Source organism: Acidovorax sp. AC410 (genome assembly GCF_979253235.1).
Genome location: NZ_CEEDCG010000001.1, coordinates 3,806,526 through 3,825,553 on the forward strand (window position 1 = coordinate 3,806,526; position 19,028 = coordinate 3,825,553).

14 protein-coding genes are annotated in these 19,028 nt (G+C 68.3%); 10 read left to right on the top strand and 4 right to left on the bottom strand.

The annotated features are described in order from the left end of the window. Positions 1 to 5: 5 nt before the first annotated feature. The 3 genes from AC0IZS_RS17640 to AC0IZS_RS17650 are packed head-to-tail and all read right to left on the bottom strand — an operon-like array spanning position 6 to position 3,983. A complete protein-coding gene (locus AC0IZS_RS17640) occupies positions 6 to 1,208 on the bottom strand; it encodes a CaiB/BaiF CoA transferase family protein (RefSeq protein WP_471636796.1) in 1,203 nt (400 codons plus the stop codon). A gap of 6 nt (positions 1,209 to 1,214) precedes the next feature. Further along, the gene (locus tag AC0IZS_RS17645) at positions 1,215 to 2,354 is read right to left on the bottom strand and encodes an FAS1-like dehydratase domain-containing protein (RefSeq protein ID WP_428002047.1); all 1,140 of its coding nucleotides are present in this window, start codon (positions 2,352 to 2,354) and stop codon (positions 1,215 to 1,217) included. 27 nt (positions 2,355 to 2,381) lie between these two features. Beyond that, positions 2,382 to 3,983, bottom strand: a complete 1,602-nt coding sequence (locus tag AC0IZS_RS17650) for an acyl-CoA synthetase (protein WP_471636797.1) — start codon at positions 3,981 to 3,983, stop codon at positions 2,382 to 2,384. Between the two features lie 400 nt (positions 3,984 to 4,383). Here AC0IZS_RS17650 and AC0IZS_RS17655 point away from each other — a divergent pair, with 400 nt between their 5' ends. The 9 genes from AC0IZS_RS17655 to AC0IZS_RS17695 all read left to right on the top strand — a co-directional run bounded on the left by AC0IZS_RS17655 (position 4,384) and on the right by AC0IZS_RS17695 (position 16,996). Further along, complete coding sequence (locus AC0IZS_RS17655; RefSeq protein ID WP_471639545.1) at positions 4,384 to 5,712, top strand: efflux transporter outer membrane subunit; 1,329 nt, start codon at positions 4,384 to 4,386, stop codon at positions 5,710 to 5,712. 168 nt (positions 5,713 to 5,880) lie between these two features. Next, the gene (locus AC0IZS_RS17660; RefSeq protein ID WP_471636798.1) at positions 5,881 to 7,278 is read left to right on the top strand and encodes an efflux RND transporter periplasmic adaptor subunit; all 1,398 of its coding nucleotides are present in this window, start codon (positions 5,881 to 5,883) and stop codon (positions 7,276 to 7,278) included. Continuing rightward, entirely contained in the window at positions 7,275 to 8,039 is a 765-nt protein-coding gene (locus tag AC0IZS_RS17665; RefSeq protein ID WP_471636799.1) for an ABC transporter ATP-binding protein, read from the top strand. The genes AC0IZS_RS17660 and AC0IZS_RS17665 overlap by 4 nt, the downstream gene beginning before the upstream one ends. Continuing rightward, positions 8,039 to 9,244 (top strand): ABC transporter permease, encoded by a 1,206-nt coding sequence (locus AC0IZS_RS17670; RefSeq protein WP_471636800.1) that lies wholly within the window; start codon positions 8,039 to 8,041, stop codon positions 9,242 to 9,244. The genes AC0IZS_RS17665 and AC0IZS_RS17670 overlap by 1 nt, the downstream gene beginning before the upstream one ends. Before the next feature lie 377 nt (positions 9,245 to 9,621). Continuing rightward, positions 9,622 to 12,165 (top strand): nitrite reductase large subunit NirB, encoded by a 2,544-nt coding sequence (gene nirB, locus AC0IZS_RS17675; protein ID WP_471639546.1) that lies wholly within the window; start codon positions 9,622 to 9,624, stop codon positions 12,163 to 12,165. A 20-nt stretch (positions 12,166 to 12,185) separates the two neighbouring features. Further along, the gene (gene nirD / locus AC0IZS_RS17680; RefSeq protein ID WP_471636801.1) at positions 12,186 to 12,545 is read left to right on the top strand and encodes a nitrite reductase small subunit NirD; all 360 of its coding nucleotides are present in this window, start codon (positions 12,186 to 12,188) and stop codon (positions 12,543 to 12,545) included. Between the two features lie 61 nt (positions 12,546 to 12,606). Beyond that, positions 12,607 to 13,920, top strand: a complete 1,314-nt coding sequence (locus AC0IZS_RS17685; RefSeq protein WP_471636802.1) for a nitrate- and nitrite sensing domain-containing protein — start codon at positions 12,607 to 12,609, stop codon at positions 13,918 to 13,920. A gap of 342 nt (positions 13,921 to 14,262) precedes the next feature. Then, complete coding sequence (locus tag AC0IZS_RS17690) at positions 14,263 to 15,075, top strand: formate/nitrite transporter family protein (protein ID WP_471636803.1); 813 nt, start codon at positions 14,263 to 14,265, stop codon at positions 15,073 to 15,075. A 178-nt stretch (positions 15,076 to 15,253) separates the two neighbouring features. Further along, a complete protein-coding gene (locus AC0IZS_RS17695; protein ID WP_471636804.1) occupies positions 15,254 to 16,996 on the top strand; it encodes a protein kinase domain-containing protein in 1,743 nt (580 codons plus the stop codon). Positions 16,997 to 17,134: 138 nt separating this feature from the next. Here AC0IZS_RS17695 and AC0IZS_RS17700 read toward each other — a convergent pair whose 3' ends face one another. Further along, a complete protein-coding gene (locus AC0IZS_RS17700) occupies positions 17,135 to 17,524 on the bottom strand; it encodes an Hsp20/alpha crystallin family protein (protein WP_471636805.1) in 390 nt (129 codons plus the stop codon). 96 nt (positions 17,525 to 17,620) lie between these two features. On the opposite strand from AC0IZS_RS17700, the gene AC0IZS_RS17705 reads away from it, so the two are divergent. Beyond that, complete coding sequence (locus AC0IZS_RS17705) at positions 17,621 to 18,955, top strand: branched-chain amino acid ABC transporter substrate-binding protein (protein ID WP_471636806.1); 1,335 nt, start codon at positions 17,621 to 17,623, stop codon at positions 18,953 to 18,955. The last annotated feature ends 73 nt before the right edge of the window (positions 18,956 to 19,028 follow it).

Consider the following 19,028-nt stretch of genomic DNA (forward strand, 5'->3'; position numbering starts at 1 on the left):
AAACGCTATCGCCGTGTTGCGGGGGCCGCGCCGCTGCCCTGCAGGTGGTCTCGCTCCTCTGGGCCGAAGCCCAGGCCTTCCAGGATCTGCTCCGCGTCCTGCGCGAACCGGGGCGGGCTCGCCCCGGCCACGCCCGGAGTGCCCATCAGCCGCATCGGCGAGCGCACGCCGGTGTAGCCGTCCCGCTGCACCAGCATCTGCCGGTGCGCGCAGTGCGCATGGGCCAGTGCCCTCGGGATCGAGTTCACCGCACCGGCGGGCACGCCCGCGCGCATCAGCGACTCGCACAGCGGCTCGCAGTCCATGGACGCAATGGCCGTCTCGATGGCTTGCTTGAGCGCGTCCCGGTGCACGAGCCGCTGGGCGTTGGAGGTGAAACGCTCGTCCACGACCAGACCTTGCAGGCCGACGTGGCTGCAAAAGCGCTGGAACTGGACGTCGGTCATGATCCCGATGAACAGCTCCCCATCGCTGGCCCGGAACTTGTCGTAGGGCGCAATGTTGGGGTGCGCGCTGCCCAGCAGCTCGGGGTCCTTCTGCGATGCCAGCCAGTTCGAGGCGTGCGGCAGCAGCAGGCTCAGCGCGGTGTCGTACAGCGCCGCCTCCACGCGCTGGCCGCGCCCATCCGCACCCCGTGCATGCAGCGCCATCAGGATGCCCGAGAGCGCCACGTAGCCGGTCAGGTGGTCCACCACGGGAATCCCGATGCGCGTGGCGCCGCAGGATTCGTCGCCGTTGACGCTCATCAGCCCGCACAGGGCCTGCAGCACCGCGTCGTAGCCGGGCAGCCCGCCCAGCGGGCCGTCCGCCCCGAAGCCCGTGATGTTGCAGTAGACCAGGCGCGGGTAGCGCTCGGCCAGGGCCTGTTCGTAGCCCAGGCCCCAGCGCTCCATGGTGTCCGGCAGGAAGTTCTCCACCAGCACGTCGGCATCGCCGAGCAGCCGGTGCAGCACTTCCTGCGCCTGCGGCATCGACAGGTCCAGGCTCATCGCGCGCTTGCCCCGGTTGAGTGCGGAAAAGTAGGCCGCACTGCCCGAGCTGTCAAAGGGCGGCCCGAGCCGGCGCGTCTCATCCCCCGCGGGCGGCTCGATCTTCACCACGTCCGCACCCTGGTCCGCGAGGACCTGGGTACACAGCGGCCCGGCGAGCACACGCGTCAGGTCGATGACCTTCAGCCCCCGCAGTGCGCCGCTACTGGTCGTGCGCATCGGGTGTCATCCCCGCGATGGCAGCGCCACCACGCCGCTTCCGACCACCGAGAGCTCGCCGTCCTGGTTGTGCGCTTCCTGCTCGATCTCGACCAGGTGCTGGCCATTCTCGATGTACTTGCGCTTGACCTTGCCCTTGATGAACAGCAGGTCGCCTTCGGGGTTGTGGCGGCGGATCTTGCAGCTCGCCTTTTGCAGAAAGCCGGTATCGCCCATCCAGTTGGTCAGCTGGTGGGTGAGCCACGAGGTGCGCTCCGGGCCGTAGTCGTAGGCGCCCGGTGCGCCCACTTCCAGCGCGAAGTCCTCTTCCCAGTGCACGCGCTCTGGCACGTCAGGGATGCCGAAGCGGTTCTTGATGCCCACGCCGGGGTGCGAGTCGATGAGCTTCCAGGCGAGCTTGTTGGCGCGGATGTACAGGCCGCCCCAGCCCTGGGCATAGGCGATGAAGCCCGTCACGGTCATCGGGCCCTTGAACAGCACGGGCAGGTCTTCGCCTTCCTTCACGTCCTCCCAGTAGCGGGGCGTGGCACCGCGGATCTCTTCGTTGCGGTAGAGCTTGAAGGCCTCGGCCAGTTCCTCGTCGGTGTAGCGGCGCGGCTCGCGTGCGCGCACCTCCTTGTACTTGGTGCCCTGCTCGCGTGCATGGTCGCGCTCGGTGCGAAAGCACCAGCTGTCCGCCTCGGCCACCTTGTCGCCCTGCTGGTTGAAGAAGTCGACGTGGTAGATCTGCTGCACGGCGCGGCCGGCAAAGCGCGTCTGGTGCTCCACCAGGTCCTTGAGGTAGGCCTCGGTGCGGATCTCGTCGTTGCGGTGCAGGGGCTTGTGCCAGGTCCAGTCCGAACCCGACCACATGGCATGCACGCCAGGCAGCCCGCCAACATAGCCCGAGACGATGCGGCTGGTGGAGAACAGGAAGCTGGGCAGTGCCACGATGCCGCCGTAGTGGGACTTCGCGGCGTACTCGGGGTCGCACCACAGCGGGTTGTCGTCGCCGATGCCATGGGCATAGTGGCGGATGTTGTCGCGCGTGGCCTCGAAGCACCAGGGTTCGGCCATCTGGCCGATCTTCACGCCGATGCGCTGGCGCAGGTCGTCAAGGCCGCTCTCCGTGATCTTGGGAAAACTGCGGGGGTTGGAACTGCTCATGGGTTGTCTCCTTGGGGTGGTAAAAAATCAAAGGGCTGTGGAAAGGGCTGTGGAAAGGGATGCCGTGGATGCCGCAGCCGTGGCGATGGCTGCCGCCTCGCGCTCGCGCAGCACCTTGCGGTGCACCTTGCCGGCGGGGGTCTTGGGTAGCTCGGGGGAGAACTCGACGTGGCGCGGGTACTCGTGCTGGCTCAGCTTGGTCTTCACGAGTTCCTGGATTTCCTGGGCAAAGGCCTCGCTGGCCGGCCGCGCGCTGACCACGAAGGCCTTGACCACCTGGCCGCGCACGGCGTCGGGCACGCCGATGGCGGCGGCCTCGAGCACGTCGCCGTGCATGAGGATCACGTTCTCGATTTCCACCGCGCTCATGGTCCAGCCGGCCGAGATGATCACGTCGTCCGCACGCCCGCCGTGGTGGAAGTAGCCGTCGCCATCCATGCGGCCCAGGTCCTTGGTGGGCACCCATTCGCCGCGGCGCAGCACCATCAGCTGGCCGGTCACGTCCACGGGGCACACCTGGCCCTGTGCGTCGTGCACTTCCACCCGGGTGCCGGGCACGGCCTTGCCCAGCGATCCGCGCTTGACCGGGAAGTCCGCCGCGCCGGGGTAGCTCGCCAGCACCACACCGATCTCGGTGGTGCCATACATGCTGCAGACCTCCAGGCCGAACTTTTGGTGCACGTAGTCCGCCGTGTCGTCGTCAATGGGCTCGCCCGTGAAGGACAGCTTCTCGAAATGGAAGGTGTACTCGTCGGCCTTGCCGCAGTTCTTGAGCATGCGGTAGTGCGTGGCGGCGGCCGACATGTTGGTGAAGCGGTGCTGCGACAGGGCCTGCAGCAGCCGCTCGGGATTGAAGCGCCCGCTGTAGGCGCCCACCGTGAGGCCCAGTGCCAGCGGCGCGAGCGTGCCATGCCACAGGCCATGGCCCCAGGCCGGGGACGAGGGGCAGAAGAACCGGTCCCCGGGCCGCAGCCCCGTGCCATAGAGGGCCGCGACCATCAGGGTCACGAGCGCCTTGTGCGTGTGCCTGACGGCCTCGGGCAGCTCCCGCGTGGTACCCGATGTGTACTGGAAGACGGCCAGGTCGTCGGCCCGGGATGTGGCCTCGTACACCGTGGGAAAGTCGGCCAGGCGCTTGAAGAAGCCGGCATCGAAGACCAGCACCTGCAGGCCGTCGATGGAGCGGGCGACTTCTTCCTTGTGCTCGTTGGTGACGAGCAGGGCCGGCTTGCAGTCGTTGACGCGCAGGCGCACGCCGTCGGGGCCGAACAGCGTGAACAGCGGCACGGCGATGGCCCCGCGCTTGATCACCCCGAACATGGCCGTGTAGAAGGCGCGCGAGGGCTCCAGCATGATGGCCACGCGGTCCCCGGCCTGTATGCCGCAGGACTCCAGGTAGTGGGCAAATGCCGACGAGTCCGCAGCAAGGTCTGCATAGGTGATGACCTCGTCTTCCCCGCCCGCATGCACCACCACCAGCGCATCGCGGCCGGTGTCCGCATGCCGGTCCACGCACTCATGGGCGATGTTGAACCGCTCGCGATTTCCATCGAAAAGCTCCCACAGCCGGTCGGGCGAGAAGTGGGCCTGGGCATCCGCGTAGAGCGTGTAGTCGGTGAGTCGCTGCATGGCTTCAGAGGTCGTTCATTGAGGTGATTCAGTTTCTTGATTTCACCTGTTTTTGTCAAATGAGTGCATTGATTGTCTATGTACAAAAATTGTGGATGCGACTCCCTGTGCGAAAGACACGCTTCGAAGGGATGGCTGGCAGGGGGTGGAAGGTCGGGGCGCGCAGGCATGCGCGGCCGGTTTGTGTCGATTCTTTACCTGGGGTTCACACGTTGGCAGTCATTGCGACGGATCGGTTTTGCACAATGGCAGCACCAGCGAGAGCGCACCCTGAGCATCCATGAACCTTCTGTCCTTCCTTTCCCCCGCAGCCTCCGGCCAGACACCGTCGCGGCCCCTGGGCCGTGGCGTGCCTTTTGCCGTGCTGGCGCTGGCTGCGTCCCTGTCCGGCTGCGCCGGCATGGCCCCGCAGGACGCACGCCTGCCCGACACACTCGTGCCCACGGCATGGGCCGCCGGCACAACGGCTGCGCATGGCGTCACGGCCACTTCGTTGGCCCAGTGGTGGCAGCGCCTGGGTGACCCGCAGCTGACCGCGCTGGTCGAACAGTCCCTCACGGCCAACACCAGCGTACGCACCGCCCAGGCCGCGTTGCGGCAGGCGCGCGCCCAGGTGGATGTGCAGGCCGCAGGCCTGTCGCCCCAGGTGGGCGCATCGGCTTCGGCGCAGCGCAGTCGTTCGGGCAACAGCGGCACCGGCAACAACTTCCAGCTGGGCTTCGATGCGAGCTGGGAGCCCGACGTGTTTGGCCGTGTGCGCGCCGGGGTCAACGCCAGCGAGGCCGATGCCCGCGCCGCCGAGGCCAGCCTGGCCGACGTGCAGGTGTCGCTGGCGGCCGAGGTGGCGGTGAACTACATCGAGCTGCGCGGGCTGCAGCAGCGCCTGGTGATCGCGCGCAGCAACCTGGCCAGCCAGGGCGAGACCTTGCAGATCACGCAGTGGCGCCTGCAGGCGGGCCTGACCACCTCGCTCGTGGCCGAGCAGGCGCGTGCGGCATCGGAGCAGACCGCCGCCCAGATCCCCGCGCTCGAAGCCAGCCTGGCCCAGTCGCGCCACAGCCTGGCCGTGCTGACGGGCCAGGCGCCGGCTGCGCTCGATGCGCAACTGGCCGCCAGCGTGGCCGTGCCCCAGCCCGGCGATGAACTGGCCATGGCCATCCCTGCCGACACCCTGCGCCAGCGGCCCGACGTGCGCGCCGCCGAGCAGCGCATCACTGCCGCGCTGGCCCGCGTTTCGCAGGCCGATGCGGCACGCTACCCGGACTTTGGCATCAGCGGATCGCTGGGCTTGCGTGCGCTGACCCTCGGCGCCCTGAGCGGCGGCAGCGCCGTGGCTGCGTCGCTGCTGGGCAGCATTTCGGTACCGCTGCTCGACGGCGGTGCTGCGCGCGCCCAGGTGCGGGCGCAGGAGGCCAGCCTGGAGCAGGCGCGCATCGCTTACCAGGCGGCCGTGCTCACCGCACTCAAGGATGTGGAAGATGCGCTGGTGTCCCTGCGCGGCAACCGCGAGCGCCTGGTGCGCCTGCGCTCCGCCGCCGACGCCGCCGGCAATGCCGAGCTGCTGGCGCGCCAGCGCTACAGCAGCGGGCTGATCGACTTCCAGTCGGTGCTGGAGACCCAGCGCACGCTGCTGTCCACCCAGGAGGGCGTGGCCACCACGGTGGCCAGCCTGTCCGCCGACCATGTGCGCCTGTACAAGGCGCTCGGCGGCGGCTGGCAGCCGCAGTAGCCGCCGGCCGCACGCACTGCACGCAGTTTCTTCTCTCTTCACAGCCACCTGGAGGTCCCGCGCACACGGCGCACGGACACCTGGCAGCCAAAGGCCACTGAACCCGCGCACGGCCCGTGCGCGGGCCGTTCAGCCCCTCTCTTTTTGTCTTTTTCCGAGCCCATCGCCATGACCGACAACACCAAGCCATCGCAGCCCGGCGCTGCCGCCTCCGGGGCCCGTGCCCCGGCCGACCTGCAGTCCTTGCTGGGCGGCGAGCCGCCGCGCCGCTGGTACCGGCGCACCTCGCTGTGGCTGGGCGTGGCCGCCCTGGCGTTGGCAGGCGGCGGCATCTACGCCTGGCAGCTGCAAAAGCAGGCCAGTGCCGCGCCGGTCTACGTGACCGAAGAGGTCAAGACAGGTGACCTCACGCTCTCTGTGTCGGCCAACGGCACGCTGCAGCCCACGCGGCTGGTGACCATTGGCAGCGAGCTGTCGGGCACGGTGCGCCAGGTGATGGTGGACGTGAACGAGAAGGTCAAGAAGGGCCAGGTGCTGGTGGAGCTCGATACCGCCAAGCTCGATGCGCAGGTGCTGCGCTCGCGCGCCTCGCTGGCCTCCGCGCAGGCGCGGCAGGCACAGGCCGCGGCCACCACCAAGGAGGCGCTGGCAAGTCTGGGCCGCCTCGAAGAAGTGGCGCGCCTGTCCGGCGGCAAGGTGCCCTCGGCCGCTGAACTCGACACCGGCCGCGCCACACTGGAGCGGGCCCGCGCCGACGAAGCCAGCGCCCGCGCCACGGTGGACGACGCACGTGCGGCGCTGTCCACCGACGAAACCAGCCTGTCCAAGGCCTCCATCCGTTCGCCCATCGACGGCGTGGTGCTCACCCGCACGGTGGAGCCGGGCAACGCCGTGGCCGCGTCGCTGCAGGCCGTGACCCTGTTCACCGTGGCCGAAGACCTCACGCGGCTGCGCCTGGACGTGAGCGTGGACGAGGCCGACGTGGGCTCGCTGCAGGTCGGGCAGAAGGCCAGCTTCACCGTCAGCGCCTTCCCCTCGCGGCGCTACCCGGCCGCGGTCACGCGCGTCTCCTTCGGTTCCACCAAGACGGACAACGTCGTCACCTACGTCACCTGGCTGGAGGTGGACAACCGCGACATGAGCCTGCGCCCCGGCATGACGGCGGCCTCCACCATCACCTCCACCGAGCGCAAGGACGTGCTGCTGGTGCCCAACACGGCGCTGCGCTTCACGCCAGCGCAGGCTGCGGGCGCGGCCGGTGCGCCGGGCGCTGCCGGTGGCAAACCCCCGGCGGCGCAGCAAGGTGGGGGCATCATGGGGCAGCTCATGCCGCGCATGCCGCGCCCGGGTGGCCAGGGCGGGCGCCGCCCCGGAGCCGGCGGTGCGCCGGGCGAGGACGCCGCATCGAAGATGAAGCAGGTCTGGGTGCTCAAGGATGGCACGCCGCAGGCCTTGAAGGTGCGCGCGGGCATCAGCGACGGCCGCATGACCGAGGTGACGGGTGAGGGCATCGCCGCCGGCATGGCGGTGATCACCGACCAGCGCAGCAACGGGGCAGCGCGATGACGGGCGCGCTGCAGGACAGCGGCGTGCCGCTGATACGACTGCGCTCGGTGACCAAGGTGTACGGCGAAGGCGCGCTCGCCTTCCAGGCGCTCAAGGGCGTGGACCTGGACATCGCCCAGGGCGACTTCGTGGCCATCATGGGGCCGAGCGGTTCGGGCAAATCCACGGCCATGAACACCCTCGGGTGCCTGGACCGGCCCACCACGGGCGACTACCTGTTCAAGGGCGTGCATGTGGAGGCGCTGCAGCGCGACGAGCGCGCGCGCCTGCGCCGGCGCTTCTTTGGCTTCGTCTTCCAGGGCTTCAACCTGCTGGCGCGTACCTCGGCGCAGGAGAACGTGGAGCTGCCCCTGCTGTACCGCGGCGAGCCCGCAGCGGCGCGCCATGCGGCGGCGGCCAAGGCGCTGGCCGCCGTGGGCCTCAAGGGCTGGGAGCACCACACGCCGGCCGAGTTGTCGGGCGGGCAGCAGCAGCGCGTGGCGATCGCCCGCGCCATCGTCACCGAACCGGCCGTGCTGCTGGCCGACGAGCCCACCGGCAACCTCGATACCCAGCGCAGCCACGAGATCATGGAGCTGCTGTGGCGCCTGAACGTGGACCTGGGCATCACCGTGCTGATGGTCACGCACGAGGGCGACATGGCCGAGTACGCGCGGCGCATCGTGCGCTTTGTCGATGGCGTGGTGGGCAGCGACGAGCCGAACCCGCACCCGCGCGGCCTGGCCGCTCCCGCTGCAGTGTTGCCGGCGGAGGTGCGCTGATGTTCCTCAGTTCCATCCTGCTGGCGTTGCGCTCAATCCGGCGCAACCTCATGCGCTCCTTCCTGACCATCCTCGGTATCGTGATCGGCGTGAGCGCGGTGATCACCATGGTCACGCTGGGCAATGGTGCCACGGTGTCCATCCAGAACCAGATCTCGGGCCTGGGCACCAACCTGCTGCAGGTGCGCCCCGGCCAGCGCATGGGGCCGGGCGGCGGCACCGGTGCCGCGGCCTTCAAGGACACCGATGCCGATGCCATCGCCCAGCAGATCGGCGGCATCCTGGCCGTGGCGCCCGAGTCGCGTGCGTCCGCCACCGTGGTGGCGGGCGGGCGCAACTGGTCCACCAGCATCATCGGCAGCACCAATGCCTGGCTGCAGACGGGCAATTGGACGCTGCGCATCGGCCGCGAATTCACCGACGATGAGCTGCGCGCCGGCGCTGCGGTTTGCGTGATCGGCGAGACCGTGCGGCGCGAGCTCTACGGCACGCGCGACGCGGTGGGCGAGCAACTGCGCGTGAAGGCCTTCTCGTGCGAGGTGGTGGGCGTTCTGGCCTCCAAGGGGCAGGGCGCCTTCGGCAACGACCAGGACGACACCGTGCTGGTGCCCCTGCGCACCTTGCAGCGCCGTGTGACGGGCAACACCCGCGTGAACACCCTCTTGGTGTCGATGAAGGACGGCAGCGAACCCGAGCGCGTAAAGGCCAGCCTGACCCAGCTGCTGCGCGAGCTGCGCAAGCTCTCCGACACCGATGAGGACAACTTCAACGTGCTCGATACCAAGCAGCTGGGCGAGGCGCTGTCGGGCACCACCAAGGTCATGACCACGCTGCTCGGCGCGGTGGCGGCCGTGAGCCTGCTGGTGGGCGGCATCGGCATCATGAACATCATGCTGGTCAGCGTGACCGAGCGCACCCGCGAGATCGGGCTGCGCCTGGCCATCGGCGCGCTCGAGCGCGAGGTGCTGCTGCAGTTTCTGATCGAGGCCGTGGTGCTGGCGGCGCTGGGCGGGCTCATCGGCATCGTGCTGGCCACGGCCGCGTCGCTGGGGTTGTCGGTGCTGATGGGCGTGCCCTACCTGTTCAACCCGGGCGTGAACCTGCTGTCCTTCGTGTTCTCGGCCGGCATCGGCGTGGTGTTTGGCTACTTCCCCGCGCGCCGGGCCGCGCGCATGGACCCCATCGACGCACTGCGCCACGAGTGAAGCGCCTCCCCGTTGCCGCAGCACCGGGGCAGGGCGGGGGCTCGCCAGGCGCCCGCCCCAAATTGGTGACGTGCTGCACCGCAGCGAGGCGCCCCGAGGGCAAAGCCTGGGCGCGTGGCGATGAATCCCCCTCGAAAAGCCGGGCACGCTTATTGCTGAACACTGGTTGTCCGCCGGTAAAGCTGCCTGCGCACTGATAAACAACCCCTCCGCTAATGATGGCGGAACACCCGGGCAAGCCGCAGCGTCGCAGCGGGCTGCCTGGTAGTTCCAACCCACGCCCGTGGTTCCGCGGAGGGTGCGTTGTGCCACAAGGCACGGCACATCCTGTACCCCTCGATACGGTTCCCCGGGTTCTTGCAGGATGCGCAAGCATGATGAAAATCGTTCTCATTGGCCACGGCATGGTCGGCCACAAGTTCCTCGAAAGCCTGGCCGAAACCGGCATCACCGGCGTCGAAGTCACCGTGCTGTGCGAGGAGCCGCGCCCCGCCTACGACCGCGTGCATTTGTCGGCCTTCTTCAGCGGCACCTCGGCCGATGAGCTCTCCCTGGTCGAGCCCGGCTTTTTCGAGCGCACCGGTTTCACGCTGCGCCTGGCGGCGCGCGCCGCATCGGTGGACCGCCGCACGCGCACCGTGACCACGGCCGATGGCGAGGTGCTGAGCTATGACAAGCTGGTGCTGGCCACCGGCTCCAACCCCTTCGTGCCCCAGGTGCCGGGGCGCGACCGCGAGCACTGCTTCGTCTACCGCACCATCGAAGACCTGGAGGCCATGCAGGCCTCGGGCGCCAAGTCCAAGACCGGCGTGGTCGTGGGCGGCGGCCTGCTGGGCCTGGAGTGCGCCAAGGCCTTGAGCGACATGGGTCTTGAAACCCACGTGGTCGAGTTCGCCCCGCGGCTCATGGCCGTGCAGGTGGACGAGGGCGGCGGCCGCGTGCTGCGCGCCAAGATCGAGGAGCTGGGCGTGCAGGTGCACACCGGCCGCAACACGCAGGAGATCACCGATGGCGCCCGCGCGCGCCACCGCATGGTGTTCGCCGACGGCACCTGGCTGGAGACCGACATGATCGTCTTCTCCGCCGGTATCCGCCCGCGCGATGACCTGGCGCGCCAGAGCCTGCTGGCGGTCGGTCCGCGCGGCGGCGTGGCCATCGACAGTGCATGCCGTACCAGCGACCACGACGTCTACGCCATCGGCGAATGCGCCTCGTGGAACGAGCAGACCTTCGGCCTGGTGGCGCCCGGCTACGACATGGCGCGTGTGGCCGCCCGCCATATCGCAGGCGACGCCGACGCCGCCTTCGTGGGCGCGGACATGAGCACCAAGCTCAAGCTCATGGGCGTGGACGTGGCCAGCATCGGCGACGCGCACGCGAAAACACCGCACAGCCGCACCTGCCAGTACGTGGACGAGCGCCGCCAGGTCTACAAGAAGATCGTCATCAGCGAAGACGGCAAGCAACTGCTGGGCGCGGTGCTGATCGGCGACGCCACCGAATACGGCACCCTGCTGCAGATGGCGCTCAACGGCATCGCGCTGCCCGAGGACCCTGAGTTCCTGATCTTCCCGTCCAGCGACGGCAAGGCCAGACCCGGCCTGGGCGTGGACGCGCTGCCCGACACGGCGCAGATCTGCTCGTGCAACAACGTCACCAAGGGCGGCATCTGCGAGGCCGTGGGCAACGGCGCCTGCACCATCGCCGAGATGAAGGCCTGCACCAAGGCCGGCGCTACCTGCGGCGGCTGCGTGCCCCTGGTGACTCAGGTCATGAAGGCCGAGATGGCGCGCCGCGGCATGGCGGTGAACAACCACATCTGCGAGCATTTCGCGTACTCGCGCCAGGAGATCTACCACCTGGTGCGCGTGGGCAACATCAAGAGCTTCGGCGACCTGCTCGCCCAGCATGGCAAGGGCATGGGCTGCGACATCTGCAAGCCGGTGGCAGCCAGCGTGTTCGCTTCGTGCTGGAACGAGTTCGTGCTCAAGAAAGAGCTGGCCGGCCTGCAGGACAGCAACGACTACTACCTGGGCAACATCCAGAAGGACGGCACCTACTCGGTGGTGCCGCGCATGCCCGGTGGCGAGGTCACGCCCGACGGCCTGATCGCCGTGGGCCAGGTGGCCAAGAAGTACGGCCTGTACACCAAGGTCACGGGCGGTGCGCGGGTGGACATGTTCGGTGCGCGCCTGGAGCAACTGCCCTTGATCTGGGAGGAGCTGATCACCGCCGGTTTCGAGTCCGGCCATGCCTACGGCAAGTCGCTGCGCACGGTCAAGAGCTGCGTGGGATCGACCTGGTGCCGCTATGGCGTGGGCGACAGCGTGGGCCTGGCGGTGGAACTGGAGAACCGCTACAAGGGTCTGCGTGCCCCGCACAAGATCAAGTTCGGCGTCTCGGGCTGCACGCGCGAATGCGCCGAGGCGCAGGGCAAGGACATCGGCATCATCGCCACCGAAAAGGGCTGGAACCTCTACATCTGCGGCAACGGCGGCATGAAGCCGCGCCACGCCGAGCTGTTCGCGTCCGACATGACCAAGGACGACCTGGTGCGCATGATCGACCGGGTGCTGATGTTCTATGTGCGCACCGCCGACCGACTGCAGCGCACCAGCACCTGGCGCGAGAACCTGGAGGGCGGCCTCGACTACCTCAAGGACGTGCTGCAAAAAGACAGCCTGGGCCTGTGCGACGAGCTCGAAACCCAGATGCAGCACGTGGTGAACACCTACCAGTGCGAGTGGAAGACGGCTGTGACCGACCCCGAGACGCGCAAGCGCTTTCGCTCGTTCGTGAACAGCGACAAGGCCGACGAGAACGTGCTCTTCGTCGAGGAACGCGGCCAGATCCGCCCGGCGCGCGCTGAGGAGCGTGGAACCGGCCCAGCCAAGGTCATCCCCATCCACCAGGCCGCTTGAAGAAGAAGGAAGAGAACACCATGAGCGCACTCCCCATGAACAGCAGCACCGACTCCCTCGCCTGGACCGACATCTGTGCGGTCGACGACATCCTGCCCAGCACCGGCGTCTGCGCGCTGGTGGCCGACCGCCACGTGGCCGTGTTCCGCACCGGCGGCGACCAGTTCTTTGCCATCGACAACGTGGACCCGAAGTCGGGCGCCAGCGTGCTGTCGCGCGGGCTCATCGGCAACCTGGGCGAGCGCGTGGTGGTTGCCTCGCCGCTGTACAAGAACCATTTCGACCTGCGCACCGGCGAATGCCTGGAGGCGCCCGAGCATTCGGTGCAGGCGCACGGCGTGCGCGCCGAGGGCGGGCGCATCAGCGTGGCAGTCGCTTGAACGCTTTGGGAGGCGTCTGGCGGGGTTAGCATCTGCGTATCCTCAATCCCGGAGTCACCGCATGCCCGACCTGGCCGCCGCGCCCCTGACCGTTTCCAGCCTCGTGCTGCGCTCGCGCCAGCTCGAGATCGATGCGGTGCACCACCTGGCCAGCCGGGCCGCGCTGGTGGATGTGGTCGGCCAGCTGATCGAGGGCCTGCAGCGCGAGCGCGGTGCATCGGGCGTGTACCTTGCCTCCAAGGCACAGCGCTTTGCCGACCTGCGCGGCCGCACCGTGCAGGAGGTGGTGTTGCTGGAAGCCAAGCTGCGCGCGGAGTTTGCCCAGCATGTCGAGCCCGCACAGGGCGCCACGGCCAAGGCCTTGTCGTTGATGGCCTGGGCACTGCTGGGGCTCGATTCGCTGCCCGCGCTGCGCAGCCAGATCGACAAGCAGGCGATGGCGGCGCACGACTCGATTGCCGCGTTCAGCCACCTGATCGCGGGGCTGATCGAATTGGTCTTCCACGTGGCCGATGCGGCCGCTCTGCCCAGCGTCTCGCGCCAGCTTGTGGCCCTGCTGCACCTGGTGCAGGCGCAGGAAGAGGCGGGGCAGGAGCGTGCCATGGGTGCGTTGCTCTTTGCTTCAGGCCTGGGCAGCGACGCCCACCAGCAGCGCGTGCTGCACCTGATCGATGCGCAGGAGCGCAGCCTGCGCGTGTTTTCCGAATTTGCCGACCCGGCCCTGCGCACGCGCTGGGAGCAGCAGCAACTGGCCCCGGGCATGGCCCAATTGGAACGCCTGCGGCGCACGCTGTGCGTGGCCCGCCCCGGCGCCGCGCTGGACAGCAACCTGAGCGACGCCTGGTTCGACGTGTCCACCGAGCGCATCAACGCGCTGTGGCTGCTGCAGGTCGAGCTGGTGCAGCGCCTGCGCGAGGACTGCGCGGCCCGCATCCTCGAAGCCCAGCAGGACCTGCAGGACTCCAGGGGCCTGCTGCGCGGCCTGCGCGACAACCCGCCGCAGCGCACGCACGCGGTGGACCGCTTCTTCGACATCGCCATCGCACCCGAAGCCGTCCCCGAGCAGGCCGCCAGCGCGCCTGCCGGTGAATCGGCATCGTTGCTGGAGCTGCTGCAGGCCCAGTCGGCGCGCATGGCCAGCATGGAGGCCGAGCTCGAGGCCGCCCGCCGCACGCTCAACGAGCGCAAGGTGATCGAGCGCGCCAAGGGCGTGCTCATGGCCCGCCTGGGCATGAACGAGGAAGTGGCCTTCCGCGTGCTGCAAAAGACCTCGATGGACCAGAACCGCCGCCTGCTCGATGTGGCCGAGGCCACGCTGTCCCTGCCGGACCTGGCGTTCGCCCACCCCGACCGCAAGGGCGACAAGCCCGCCTGATCCATGGTGGTGCCTTGCCTGCACCGCCTTGAAGCCATTTTTGCCCCGCAAGCCCTGCGCATGCACGGAATGCGGGACGCAAGGCACTCTCGGCTGCCCCAGCGAGGGTACGGAAATTGCATGGAATGCCTTGGATGGCGGGCTAACGGCGGCCTGCTGTCCACCGCCTGCGGTTCACCGCAGGTCCAGGAATCGCGCATCCGAGGATAACGGCGTCCATTGCGTTCCCCATCTGCATGGGGGCGCAGCGGACGCCGTTTTCTTTTCCTCTTCTTCTTGCGCGTTTCCCCGGGTGGATCACTTGGGGGCGCATGTCAGTCTCCCCGTCCCAAAGGAAGTGCAATGGCCTACCTCGCCCCCGCCGAGTTCGTGACCAAGATGGTCGATTCCGGTGAATCCAAGCTCCTGATGTCCACCCGCGACACGCTGATCCGCTCCTTCATGGCCGGTGCCATGCTGGCACTGGGCGCCGCCTTCGCCGTCACCGTCACGGTGAACACCGGCAACGCGCTGCTGGGCGCAATGCTCTTTCCGGGCTGCTTCATCCTGCTGTACCTGCTGGGCTATGACCTGTTGACCGGTGTGTTCACGCTGGCCCCGCTGGCGGTGCTCGACAAGCGTCCTGGCGCCACCTGGGCCGGCGTCTTCCGCAACTGGACGCTGGTGTTCTGCGGCAACTTCGCAGGTGCCTTCATGGTGGCGGTGTTCATGGCCATCATCTTCACCTTCGGATTCAGCGAGGCACCCAACGCCGTCGGCATAAAAATCGGCCACATTGGCGAGGGCCGCACGGTGGGTTACTCCGCGCACGGCGCCGCCGGCATGCTGACCCTGTTCATCCGTGGCGTCATGTGCAACTGGATGGTGTCCACCGGCGTGGTGGCGGCCATGATGTCCACCTCGGTGTCGGGCAAGGCCATCGGCATGTGGATTCCCATCGCCCTGTTCTTCTACATGGGTTTCGAGCACAGCATCGTCAACATGTTCCTGTTCCCCTCGGGCCTGCTGCTGGGTGGCAACTTCACGGTCATGGACTACCTGGTCTGGAACGAAATCCCGACCGTGATCGGCAACCTGGTGGGCGGCCTGACCTTTGTGGGCGCCATGCTGTATTCCACGCACTACAAGACCGCCCCCAAGCGCAAGATCGCCTAAAGACGAGGCTGAACGGGTCCCTCACGCGCCGCGCACCCTGCTTTGGGCGGTCTCGGCGCAAGCAAATGCTCGCCATAGCACGGGCTATGGCTGCGCTTTGCGCCTAGCATCCCATCCCAAATCAGGGCACGCGCCATCGTGAAGACCCATTCACCCTCGCCTTCCTGCCTGCCTCCCTATGAGCGACAGCAATAGCTTGAACGTCACACTCGGCCAGCATTCCGAGGCCGGGCACAAGGGAGTCAACCAGGACTTCCACGGTGCCATGCTGCCCACGGGGCCGCAGCGCGGCACCAAGGGCATCGCGCTGGCGCTGGCCGATGGCATAGGCTCCAGCGCGGTGAGCCAGGAGGCCAGTGCCGCGGCAGTGCGCGGCTTCCTGGAAGACTACTACGCCACCTCCGAGGCCTGGTCGGTGCGCCGCTCGGCCCAGCGCGTGCTGGGCGCCACCAACGCCTGGCTGCACGCCCAGACCATGCGCAGCCACGCGCGCTTCGACAAGGACCGGGGCTATGTCACCACCTTCAGCGCCCTGATCCTGAAAGGGCGCGAGGTGCACCTGCTGCACGTAGGCGATGCGCGCATCTACCGCGTGCATGCGCAGGCGCTGGAGCAACTGACGGAGGACCATCGCGTGCACCTGTCCTCGGTCGAGTCCTTCCTGGGCCGGGCCCTGGGCATGGGCCCGAACGTGGAGATCGACTACCGCAGCCTGCCGGCCGAGGTGGGTGACCTCTACCTGCTGGCCACCGACGGGGCGTACACGCACCTGGATGTGGCGGCTGTGCATGCCGCCATCGCGCACGCTGATGACCTGGACGCAGCCGCGCGGGCGCTGGTCGCAGCGGCCCAGGCGCGCGGGGCCACCGACGACCTGACGGTGCAGTTGCTGCGCATCGACGCGCTGCCCGAGGACCGGGCATTGGCACACCTGCCGCCGCAGCGCGAGGGGCTATCCCTGCCGCCGCCGCTAGCACCGCGCATGGGCTTCGAGGGCTACACCATCGTGCGCGAGCTGCATGCGAGCTCGCGCAGCCACGTGCACCTGGCCGTGGACGACACCACGGGCCAGCAGGTGGTGATCAAGACTCCGTCGGTGGACCTGGCCGCCGAGAAGGACTATCTGGACCGCTTTGTGCTGGAGGAATGGGTGGCACGGCGCATCCACAGCCCGCACGTGCTGCGGGCCGCGGGCAGCGAGCGGCCACGCCAGCATGTCCATGTGGCCATGGAGTTCGTGGACGGGCAGACCCTTGCCCAGTGGATGATCGACCACCCCTTGCCGGACCTGGATGCCGTGCGCAGCCTCGTCGCCCAGATCGGCAAGGGCCTGCAGGCCTTCCATGCGCGCGAGATGCTGCACCAGGACCTCAGGCCCGAGAACCTGCTGATCGACCGCAGCGGCACCGTGAAGCTCATCGATTTCGGGTCGGTGCATGTGGCGGGCCTTGCCGAAGGGACGCGCGCTGCACGCGCGGATGCCATTGCCGGCACGCTGCAGTACACCGCGCCCGAGTACTTCGTGGGCGGCGAGGGCGATGCCCGCTCGGATTTGTTCTCGCTGGCGGTGCTGACCTACCAGATGCTCACCGGCCAGCTGCCCTATGGCCTGCAGGTGGTGCGCCTGCGTTCACCGGCAGAGCTCAGGCAGTTGCGCTATGTGCCCGTGCGCCATCTGCGGCCCGGGCTGCCGGCCTGGCTCGATGGCGTGCTGCAAAAAGCCCTGCAACCCGAGGCATCCAAACGCCAGGAGGCGGTGTCCGAGTTCCTGTACGACCTGCAATCGCCCGGCGCGCAGTTCCAGCGCCTGCGCGCGCCACCGCTGGTGGAGCGCAATCCGGTGCGGTTCTGGCAGGCCGTGTCGTGCCTTCTGGGGCTGGCGGTGCTGGTGCTGTTGGGAATGCGCGCTTACGGAAACTGAATGAACCCTTGCGGTTCGGCGCGCGAGAAAAGCGGGGGCAAAGCCCTGATGGGATAAGGCCTTTGCCGCACAAGGGGAAACGGCACGCACGGGTGGAGCGCGGCCGCCAGGCCACGCTCCACTGCGCCGTGTATTGACTTACTGGATGCTCAGCGTGGTGGCGCGGCTGACGGGCTCCACGCGCACCAGGGTGAGCGTGAGCACACCGTTTTCGAGCTTGGCGCTGCTGGCTGCGGCATCGATGTCGGTGGCCAGCTCCCAGGCGCGCTGCACCTGGCGCGGGGCGCCTTCCACGCTGGACAGGCGCACCACATTGCCTTCGATGGCGATCTGCAGTTGCTCACGGGCCAGGCCGGGCACATCGAGCTGCAAGGTGGTGGCCTTGTCGTCCTGGGTGACGGTCACGCCGGCAGAGCGTGCGGGGGCGGCATTGGCAAAGCTGCCGAGCAGAAAGCGCTGCAGCGCCAGGTCGGCAGAGCGGGGGGCGTTGTTGAAGGCGGAACGGTGGGCGACGGGGGCGAAGATCATGGAAAAGGACTCCTATACACTGCGCGGCTCTCGACGTGGTCGCCGCATGGACAGAACTTGTGTACGGCCGCGTGGGTTTTCAAGGGGAAAAAGAGCATGAATAAATTGCGGTTCGCGGGCTTGAAATCAGGCGCTGCGGCATTACGTCATTCCGTTTTGGCCGTCGCCGCCACACTCGCCTGCACGCTGGCGCCCGCCTCCAGCAGCTGGGCGCAGGCGGCCGCCACGGCACCCGCCAAGCCCGTGAAGATGGCGCTGATCGAAAGCCTTTCGGGCTCCTTCGCCAACACCGGCGAGGCCGTCTACCGCAACATCTACTGGGCCATGGAGCGCGTCAACGCACGCGGTGGCGTCGCACTGCCAGCCAGTGCTGGCGGCCCGCGCCCGCTGGCGCTGGAGCGCTACGACAGCAAGGGCCAGAACGAGGAGGCCCTGTCGGCCCTGCGCGCGGCCATCGACGATGGTGCGCAGGTCGTGCTGCAGGGCAACTCCTCGGCCACCGCCGCGGTGCTGATCGAGGCCATCAACAAGCACAACGAGCGCGAGCCGAACAAGCGCGTGATCTTCCTCAACTACTCGGCGGTGGACCCCATCCTGACCAACGAGAAGTGCAGCTTCTGGCACTTCCGCTTCGACGCCCATGCCGACATGCGCATGGCCGCGCTGATGGAGGTGATGCGCGACGACAAGGCCTTGAAAAACGTCTACCTGATCGGCCAGGACTACAGCTTTGGCCAAGCCGTTCTGCGCGAGGCCAAGAAGCAGCTGGCGGCCCAGCGCCCCGACGTGGCCGTGGTCGGCGAAGAGCTGCACCCCGTGGGCCGCGTGAAGGACTTTGCGCCCTACGCGGTGAAGATCAAGACCAGCGGCGCGCAGGCCGTGGTCACGGGCAACTGGGGCAACGACCTCACGCTGCTGGTCAAGGCCGCGCGCGAGGTGGGCTACGAAGGCAGCTTCTACACCTTCTACGGCAATGCGCTGGGTGCGCCGGCCGCCATTGGCGATGCCGGCATCGGCAAGGTGGTGGCCGTGGCCGACTGGTTGCCCAACGTGCCGGGCGCAGCGAGCGAGGCCTTCTACCAGTCCTTCCGCGAGCGCTTTCCCAAGCCCCAGGACGACTACGTCCACATGCGCATGCAGCTCATGGTGGAGGCACTCGCCCAGTCCATCGAGCGTGCGGGCAGCAGCGACCCGGTGGCCGTGGCGCGCCAGATGGAAAAGGCCAGCGTGCAGCTCTCGGGCCAGGGCGGCAGCATGCGCGCGGCGGACCACCAGTTCCAGCAGGCGCTGGTGGTGGGCGTGATGGACAAGAAGGGCGCACCGGGCGTCAAGTTCGACGTCGAAGGCTCGGGCTACGGCTTTCGCGTGGTGCGCCAGATCACGCCGGCCAAGGCCCAGCAGCCCCACAGCTGCACCATGCAGCGCCCCTGATCAGAAGCCCCCCTGAGTCGCTTCGCGCCACGGTGCGTCCGCCAGAGACGGCCGCTCTTCGTCGCCGTCCAAG